At 58.1% G+C, this 8,603-nt stretch carries 10 protein-coding genes; 1 reads left to right on the forward strand and 9 read right to left on the reverse strand.

What is annotated here, in order from left to right:
• From ACX3P1_RS27290 to ACX3P1_RS27320, 7 genes are all read right to left on the reverse strand, one after another.
• A partial coding sequence (locus ACX3P1_RS27290; protein WP_459082825.1) for a transposase occupies positions 1-236 on the reverse strand: 236 nt, incomplete at its 3' end.
• 362 nt (positions 237-598) lie between these two features.
• A complete protein-coding gene (locus ACX3P1_RS27295) occupies positions 599-1,045 on the reverse strand; it encodes a CBS domain-containing protein (protein WP_459082827.1) in 447 nt (148 codons plus the stop codon).
• A gap of 55 nt (positions 1,046-1,100) precedes the next feature.
• Positions 1,101-1,499 (reverse strand): succinate dehydrogenase, hydrophobic membrane anchor protein, encoded by a 399-nt coding sequence (gene sdhD / locus ACX3P1_RS27300; protein WP_459082829.1) that lies wholly within the window; start codon positions 1,497-1,499, stop codon positions 1,101-1,103.
• Positions 1,499-1,906 carry a succinate dehydrogenase, cytochrome b556 subunit gene (gene sdhC, locus ACX3P1_RS27305; protein ID WP_459082831.1) on the reverse strand — a complete coding sequence of 136 codons (408 nt, stop codon included), beginning with the start codon at positions 1,904-1,906 and terminating at the stop codon, positions 1,499-1,501. The genes sdhD and sdhC overlap by 1 nt, the downstream gene beginning before the upstream one ends.
• 9 nt (positions 1,907-1,915) lie before the next feature.
• Positions 1,916-2,773: a succinate dehydrogenase iron-sulfur subunit gene (locus ACX3P1_RS27310; protein ID WP_459082833.1), complete on the reverse strand. Its 858-nt coding sequence runs from the start codon at positions 2,771-2,773 to the stop codon at positions 1,916-1,918.
• A gap of 309 nt (positions 2,774-3,082) precedes the next feature.
• On the reverse strand, positions 3,083-3,967 hold the full coding sequence (locus tag ACX3P1_RS27315) for a methylenetetrahydrofolate reductase (RefSeq protein ID WP_459082835.1): 885 nt from the start codon (positions 3,965-3,967) through the stop codon (positions 3,083-3,085).
• Between the two features lie 103 nt (positions 3,968-4,070).
• A complete protein-coding gene (locus ACX3P1_RS27320; protein ID WP_459082837.1) occupies positions 4,071-5,441 on the reverse strand; it encodes a glycine cleavage T C-terminal barrel domain-containing protein in 1,371 nt (456 codons plus the stop codon).
• A gap of 516 nt (positions 5,442-5,957) precedes the next feature.
• On the opposite strand from ACX3P1_RS27320, the gene ACX3P1_RS27325 reads away from it, so the two are divergent.
• Positions 5,958-7,394 (forward strand): IS1182 family transposase, encoded by a 1,437-nt coding sequence (locus ACX3P1_RS27325; protein ID WP_459082839.1) that lies wholly within the window; start codon positions 5,958-5,960, stop codon positions 7,392-7,394.
• 333 nt (positions 7,395-7,727) lie between these two features.
• On the opposite strand, the gene ACX3P1_RS27330 is transcribed toward ACX3P1_RS27325, so the two are convergent.
• Positions 7,728-7,958: a hexameric tyrosine-coordinated heme protein gene (locus tag ACX3P1_RS27330; protein ID WP_459082841.1), complete on the reverse strand. Its 231-nt coding sequence runs from the start codon at positions 7,956-7,958 to the stop codon at positions 7,728-7,730.
• Between the two features lie 64 nt (positions 7,959-8,022).
• Positions 8,023-8,457 carry a YbaN family protein gene (locus ACX3P1_RS27335; protein WP_459082843.1) on the reverse strand — a complete coding sequence of 145 codons (435 nt, stop codon included), beginning with the start codon at positions 8,455-8,457 and terminating at the stop codon, positions 8,023-8,025.
• Positions 8,458-8,603 lie beyond the last annotated feature (146 nt).

The following is an 8,603-nucleotide window of genomic DNA, read 5'->3' on the forward strand; positions in this document are numbered from 1 at the left end:
CTGAACAGCGTACTCCTGGGCGGCAGGTCCTTCGGCACGGCCCGCCATTGGCAGCCCGTGCTGAGAACATAAAGAAGTCCGTTGAGAACCTCGCGCACATCGACCTCACGCCTGCGGCCGCCGCGCTTGGCAGGCGGAATCAAAGGTTCGACCAGCCCCCATTCCGCGTTCGTCAAATCGCTCGGATAGCGCAGACCATCCCGATTGTATTTCCCGCGGTTTGCCTTCGTCCACATTCCGTCCACGCCCTCGTCGACTCAAATCGACTGCATGGAATCACAAGCGATTCATATCATTCAACTTCTTTTTGGACCGACACTAAGACGTGAACTGCGACCTTAGCAGATGAAGATAATAGTATGGGCGAAAATGCGCGTATTCGTCGGTGGCCGACCGGCCTTGCGATGAAGCGGGTTGTGCTTTCACGCGAATTGGAAGCGCTGGAGCAAAAGCTGATAGCCAATAGAGGTACCTCCCCGGACACCCCTCTTTTACCGATGCCTCTGTTACGAATAACTCACTACCGACCGAAAGATCACGCTGTTTCGCTGTCTATTTGCCGGATGTCCCGATGCCTGCTTTTCTGGGGGTAAAGCGTTCAGTGATACCCAACACACATCACATAATCGCGCAGCAATTGTTCTTCGTACTGTACCTCCTCGAGGAGAGCTTGAAGTACATCTCTAGCATTGAGCACCCCGACAGGCGTTGAGCCCTGATCCACGATCGGAATGTTCTTCAGGCCTCGCTGCTTGATGATCGACCAGACATCACTCGTCCAATCGTCCAAGTGGCAGAACGCTACCTCTGTCGTCATCACACCCGACGCCGCCATTGTGCAGCTGCAGCCAGTGCATTGACTGATACGATCGACCACATCGGTCTTGGTGATAACGCCAGCCATTTTCCCGGCGTTATCACAGACAACGACGAGGTTGAATTTCGGACCGTTGAGCAGCCGAGCCGCGTCGATCAACAGGGCACCGGATTTGACACAGATTAGCCGCTCCCTCGCACTCGGTAAAAGTCTTTCCACTTTCAACACGTCATTTTTACTCCTGCCTGCTTTCTGATGCGGCGCTGGTTTTTTCGTCTAAGACTCAGATAACTGCCGATGCGCCAAACGCAATGTGCAATGTCGCCACGATTCCGGCCACCGCCAAAGCAAAGCACGTGAAGCGCACAATGAGCAGAGCCATAATCTTTACGCCCGAATGAACATAGTCCTCGATCACCACTTGAAGGCCCAAGGCAGTGTGCCAGAAAAGCGCAAGCAGCAGCAGGATCATTAGCACGGTGTTAATCGGCGCGCCCATCCAACGGACGAACGTCTCGTAGTCGCTTCCGCTGTGTGCGATCACTGAAGCCGCAAACCACACGGCGAGCGGCACCAGCCCGACCGCCGTTACTCGCTGCGCCCACCAATGATCAAATCCCGATTTGGCCGAACCAAGACCAGCAGCGCGCCCAAGCGGGGTACGAAGGCGATACCGACCCATCAGATGTGTCCTGTAATCATCAGACTGATGAGCCAGGAAGCCAATGTTAGCGCCACGCTCGCTATGACGATAATCCATCCAGATGCGTATATCTGCCTCAGTTCAAACGCCTGCACGCTGTCCCAGACCAAATGACGAAGGCCACCACAAAGATGCAGGAAAAAGGCAAATGAGGCGGCCAGGAGCAAGATGCGGCCGGGCCACGACCCGAGAACAATCTGAAATCGGGAATAGGCATCCGGTCCCCTTGCCGCCGCGACCAGCCAGAAGACCAGAACGACGGCGCAAGCACTTAAGGCGACACCTGTGATGCGGTTGGCAATCGAGAGCACCGAAGTGAGTTGCGGCCGGTAAACCTGGATGTTCGGCGACAGCGGCCTCGTACGCTTACGTGAGACAGGTTTCATGGCTCCTCGCTAGCTTCGCCGGTCGGCGACCATTTTCTTGATTTCCGCGATCGCCTTGCCCGGATTGAGTCCTTTCGGACAGGTTCGGGTGCAGTTGAGGATGGTGTGGCAGCGATAGAGCCGGAATGGGTCTTCCAGATGGTCGAGCCGCTCGCCGGTTGCTTCATCGCGGCTATCGATCAACCAGCGCCAGGCCTGCAAAAGCGCGGCAGGGCCAAGGAACCTGTCCCCGTTCCACCAGTGGCTGGGGCAGCCGGATGTGCAGCAGAAGCAAAGGATGCATTCATAATACCCGTCAAGCTTCTGGCGATCTTCCGGCGCCTGCAGTCGCTCCTGGCCCGGTGCGGGCGTCTTTGCCTGGAGCCAGGGCTCAATCATTTCGTATTGCGCGAGAACGTGGGTCAGATCAGGGACCAGATCTTTGATGATTCTCATGTTAGCCAACGGATAGATTCTCGCGGGCGTGTCGGTTTCTTCAATATATCTGGTGCAGGCCAGCCAGTTTGTGCCGTCCATGTTCATGGCGCAAGAGCCACAGATACCCTCACGGCAAGAGCGACGAAAGGTTAGTGTCGGGTCCACGTTGTTCTTGACCCAGATCAGTGCATCCAGAACCATCGGTCCACAGGTATCGAGATCGACCTCGAATGTGTCGAGACGCGGGTTATCGTCGCCGTCCGGATCGTAGCGATATATCTCGAACGTCTTCACCCGCGCCGCACCCGTCGGTGTGGGCCATGTCCGGCCGCGCTCGATGCGCGATTCAGGCGATACACCAAAATTGCGAGGAACAGGAAACCGCTTGAGCAAGGTTCGGCGTGGAACCTGATCGGAGGAACTGATGATGAGTGTATCGGTTTTTGACATCGCTAACGCCAGCTTTCTTTGGGCTTCGCAAGTGCCATCTGGCAATTGTTAACCAATGAACCACGATCGTCCGCGGGAAGGTAGGCTGAGAAAAACCCGGCAGAGACACCAAGGGTTGAAAACTTCCCAAAGAAGTTGCTACCACGGATACTGAAATCGATCATCTCGAATTTTGGGCGACGAGCCATCTTTTCGAAGATCGGCTCGCCTCGGCCAGGCTGACCAGTCCGTTTGGAACCGCTATCAGATTATGGCAACACCCGAGAGCGGGCTGGAAGCAATCAAAGAAATCGAGAGCTGCTGGCCTCATTACCGTACAAGAGCGCTGATGTCGTTCCCGGCGGGCCAGCTTCCTCGTTCTCTCAGCCACTGTGCCGTGGTGGCAATCTGGCCAAATGGAAAGATATGAATCTGGCGGATTGACGATCCCGGCATCGCCATCGCATGCTTCTCCAGAGATCCCACCACGGTTTCCGGTGAGTAACGGGTCATCAGGGTAACCAGCGCACCGGGGCGGCTCTTGAGGATCGACAGCGAATTACCGACGCCGCACATGGTGGCGTATTTCAGGAGTGTGTTGATCTTGACCGGACCGGCGACACCGACATGAACCGGCAGGTCGATCCCGTGGTCATGCAGGGTCCGCGCCCAACCTATATAGCGTTCGGCATCGAAGCCGAACTGCGTAACGACGCGTAATTGGGCATCCGTGCGCTCGCCGAAGGCCGCCTTCAGCCGCAAGGCTTCGATCGCGACTGCTTCCGAGAAGTCAGGGCTCCCTTCCGGATGACCGGCGATCGCGATCTCCCTGATGCCGTGCGTGTCGAAAAGTCCAGTCTCCAGGATCTCCATGGAGGAAGAAAAATCACCAGTGGGCTTATCGAGATCGCCACCGATGACAAGTACGTCACTAACACCAGCCTCTTCAGCCAGTGCTTTGATGCGATCAGCAAGGGCTATCCTGTTCGTCAGGCGTCGGGCAGCAAAATGCGGCACTGCGACATAGTCCAATTCGCCAATGCGTGCTGCGGCCCTGACCAGCATATCGGTTTCACCGCCGATATCGGTGATATAGACGCGGGTCCCGGATGGAAACAGGTCCGGTAGCTCGGCAGATTCGATCGCCTGTCTTGGCGTGACCTCGAGTGACGCCGACAGTCTTGCCGCGATATCCGCGCTTTTGAAGAAACGCATTTCTTTCCCTCAGGTTTCACACAGCTTTACGCGAACGCCAAGCCTCATCCACCGGCAGACGTTTGTCTCAGGAGGCGGCCGCTGTTAGGCGGGCTCCTAAAAATCAGTATGCCGAGTCACGGCCATGCGACTTTGCCACTTCTCGGGCGCTCGGATTGACCGATGGGCGGAAAGGTACTTCGACCACCTGCCCTTCTACTGGGCGCCCCGGTTCATCGGCGTATTCTTGTGGTAGCCAGACTTTGAGCCTGGTGCCGAGCGGTTTCATGGTAACCGGTACCCATCCCAGCGCGATGTTCGCGGCAAGTTCCGGCGAGAACCAGGGTGAAGTGATGTATCCCACAGGATCATTCCCGTCTTCCTGGGAGATCAGCCAGAAATCGGGCGCATAGTCGGTCACCGGATTGCCACCGAAAGTGAGACCGACCAAGGTCATCCCGAAGGGAAACCGGCCGGCGTCGATTTCTGCGCGTTGTGCCTCAAGGGCTGCCTTGCCGATATAATCTACCGCTTTATTGCGCGGCACCTGGTAGGCGAGATGGCACTGAAAAGGCGAGACCTCCTGGTCTATGTCTTGCCCCCAGGACAGGATTCCAGCGGCAATGCGGCGATGATGTGCGGGGGCGATCACCATTAGCTGATGCTTCTTGCCAGCCTCCAGCACTGCGTCCCAGAGCTTTTCAGCGTGAACCGTGGCATCGCGCAGATAGATCTCGTAACCCTTCTCGCCGGAGAAACCGGTCTGGGAGATCAAGACAGGGAGACCTGCGATCTCACCCTCCATCAACCCATAATAGGGCAACTCGCTTATGACTTTTCCGAACAGATCGACCAGCAGCGCTTCGGACTTCGGGCCCTGGATTTGTACTGGCGCGACATCGATTTCGCCGATCTCGACATCCATCTCCCAGCCGGCGTTCACGCCCCGCAGCCACCACTCCAGATCGCTGTCGGAAAGCGAAAACCAGAACTCGTCCTTTCCCAACCGCAGTAGGATGGGATCGTTCAGTATCCCTCCCGCCTCGTTACAGACGATGACATATTTGCCATTCATCGGCGCGATACGGGTCGCGTCGCGTGTGATGACGCGATCAACGAAGGCTTCTGCTTCAGGCCCCTTCACTCGAATCTGCCGCTCGACTGCCACGTTCCACATGGTGACGTGATTTACCAACGCCTCGTATTCGGCCATTGCGCCTCCTTCTTCGGGGCGCAGATAGCCGCGTGGGTGATAAGTCCGGTTATAGACGGTTGCCCGCCAGCAACCGGCAGCATGGGAGAGATGCCAATAAGGCGACTTGCGCACGCGCGTCGAAATCAGCATTTCCACCGGTGTCGGTCCGGACTGGCGCAGGTTGATAGGCACCTTGCGGTCGGACTGATCAACGCTAACACATTGGCGGATGGAGTTGGATGCCAGGGCAGAAGCACGAGTGGCTGTTGAACCAGCATGGATGTTTGAGTCAAGGCTCATAACGACCTCCTTTACTGAGACCGTTCCAGTCTAAGGCCGTGAGGAACCGAATTTCAGTCCGAAACCGACACCACAGACGATGAACGCGCCAGATCAGCCGGATACCGCTTCGAGCGAGATCTTCCTGGCACCAGATCATGTGATGAGCGCGTCGCACGGCCAATCTGCAAGGCACATCTGTTTCGCTTCGATCCAACCTCCACTTTTTGTGCTTGTGGGTCATCAGCGCGTTTCCCGCGGAAAATGTGACCGTCCACCGTCACCGGAGTAGCCCCGAGCGATGGTCCTAAGGGCCACGCGTCCCTGGTTAACGAAAGTGGGTTGTTGACGGTGTCCTTCTTTGACCCGGGCGGAGGCTGGTGAAGTATCTTCATGCCGGACATGGGCCCCGACCTCGGTCGGCTCGGAAAGGCGCCGCACAGCAACCGGTGGCGTACGTCGCGCATGGCCTACAGACCGTGTGGAAAGTCGACTTGAGCGGATTCCTCTCCAACGACTGGCGCGGTAGACTCCAGCATGGCACATATTTCTGGAAGTGACCGCTCGCAAGTGCTGCTTCTGCCGGAAGCGGTGGACGACTATGTCGAGCCAGACAACCCGGTCCGGTTCATCGACGCCTTCGTGTACGGGCTGGATCTGGCGAGTGCCGGGTTCGGCCGCGTCGCACCGAGGGCGACGGGCCGTCCCGGCTACAATCCCGCCGATCTCCTGAAGCTCTACATCTATGGCTATCTCAATCGGGTGCGATCGAGCCGCCGCCTTGAAGCCGAGACCCATCGTAACATCGAAGTAATCTGGCTCCTGCGTCACCTGAGGCCAGACTTCAAGACGATCGCCGACTTTCGTCGTGACAACCGGACCGCCTTCAGGGCGGTGTTCCGCGAGTTCGTCGTGCTGTGCCGGCAGCTCGATTTGTTCGGGCGCGAACTCCTGGCGGTCGACGGAACGCGGATCAAGGCCGTCAACAACAAGGACCGCAACTTCACGCGCGGCGCCCTGACCAAATTCATCCGCGAGGCCGATGAGAAGCTGACCAATTACGTGAAGCGGCTCGACGAAGGCGATGCCGAGGAGCATCGGATGGACAGCGGCGGCGGTCGCGGCGACACCAAGCTGGCCGAGAAGATTGCGGTCATCGGCGCCAGGCGCGATCGTCACAAGGCGCTGCTGAGCGAACTTGACCGCAGCGGCGAGGCCCAGATCTCGTTGACCGATCCCGACGCTCGCGCCATGGCGCGCATGACGAAAGTGGGCGTCGGCTACAACATCCAGCTGGCGGTCGACGTGAAGCACAAGCTGATCGCCGAGCAGGCGGTCACCAACCAAGTCCTCGACATGGGCCTGCTCGCGCCGACGGTGGAAGCGGCGATGAACACGCTTGGTGTCGAGCGGATCGAGGCAGTCGCCGATCGCGGTTACTTCAAGATCGAGGACATCGAAGCCTGCGAGAGGGCCGGGATCACCGCTTACGTTCCCAAGCCCATTCGAGGTCTGGCCGTGCGCGAGGGCTTCTTCACCAAGGACGAGTTCCGCTACGATCAGGAGAAGGACATCTATATTTGCCCGGCAGGTCATACCCTTTCGCCGCGCTATGAGCGCCGATCGCGTGACAACGTGAAGATCGATTACTGCAACCGGAGTGCCTGCAGGGCGTGCCCCATGCGGAGCCGCTGTACCAAAGGCTTCCGGCGCGTCTCGCGGTTGGAGAACGAGGCGGTGCTTGATCGTATGGCCGCAAGGCTTGCAGCGCGCCCTGATGTTCTCGACCGGCGGCGCGAGAGCGTCGAACATCCGTTCGGCACGATGAAGCAATGGATGAACCAGGGCGCCTTCCTAATGCGTCGTCTGGAGAACGTGCGGGGCGAGTTCAGCCTGACCGCGCTCGCCTACAACATAAAACGGGCCATCACCATCATCGGTGTTTCCGGCTTGATCGCCGCAGCGAAGGCTTAAAGGGGCTGCGGCCCGGCTTCAAAACCGCCGACAACGGCCAGAAAACAGGACGTGCAGGCCTACGACGCTCGTAGGAACGGCCGATATCGGAAAACCAGCTGAAACGGCGCAAACCCTCAAAATCCGACCCTATCGTGAATCACCGGCGAGTTTCCACACGGTCTGCCGACGATACGTGGCGCGCGTTCACAGGCGCGCCCTTGGCCATGTTTTGTGTCGATCCATCTGTTCCGGATTTTTTTGCAGAAAGTGCGGCCACCGCCGCGATGGATTTACGAGAAAGTGTCATAGCGGAGGTATTTCCATCAGTAATGGACTGCGGCTGCGTGCGCGTCACTCGCGCCAGTAATTGTTTGCGGCTGCCACCGTCTGGAAATGAATGGCAATAACTTGCGACGAAGCGATCAACTGACTTGAATCGTGATCATAGGCGGCGCGCAGCTTGTCGCGAACCTCGGCTGAAGGCTGGGTCACCTTGACGCCGACGCGAGCCAGCTTGGTGGCAAGATCAAAGCCCTCTTGCGCGGTCGCGGTCTTGAGCGAGGGAAGCCAGGTATCTGTCATGTCTTGTTCCTTTCTGGAATTGCTGTCCGCTATTCGATCATAGCGAACCGGCGAGAACTACGACCTATGGTGCGGTGTCGCGGGTCAGGACAAAGGCCGCTGCGCCGGACAGTACGAGCGACTGGAGACCGATGATAGCGAGATCCACCGCCAGGACAAATGAGGCGGCCAGCGATAACGCCATGGCGAATACGCTCATCGCCTTGCTCCTGCGACTGATTGCACGATGTGCACGCCAGTCGCGGATTGCCTTGCCAAAAGCGTGGCTGTCGAGCAGCCAGTCATGCAGTCTGCGCGATGACTTGGCGAAGCAGTAGGCCGCCAGCAGCACGAAGGGTGTCGTGGGCAGAAGCGGCAGCGCCACACCCAGCCCGCCCAACGCCAGACTGGCCAGACCGAGGGTTAGCCAGACAAGGCGCATATCGCCACTCCAGTCGTCTGTTCCACGCAGCCGCATCTTGCGGCTCCGCGTACGGCCTTTGCCATCGTGGCGCTCCAATCATGAATAGTATCCATGGCGCATCCAGTGATACAGGTGACAAAGATGCACGGCCATCGATATACGGGTAGTGAATAGCCCCGTGTTTTGTAGACGCTCCCAGGTTACGTTTTCTGCTGCCGTTCGAATTCGACGGGCGACAGCAT

The organism is Mesorhizobium sp. A623, assembly GCF_054489405.1.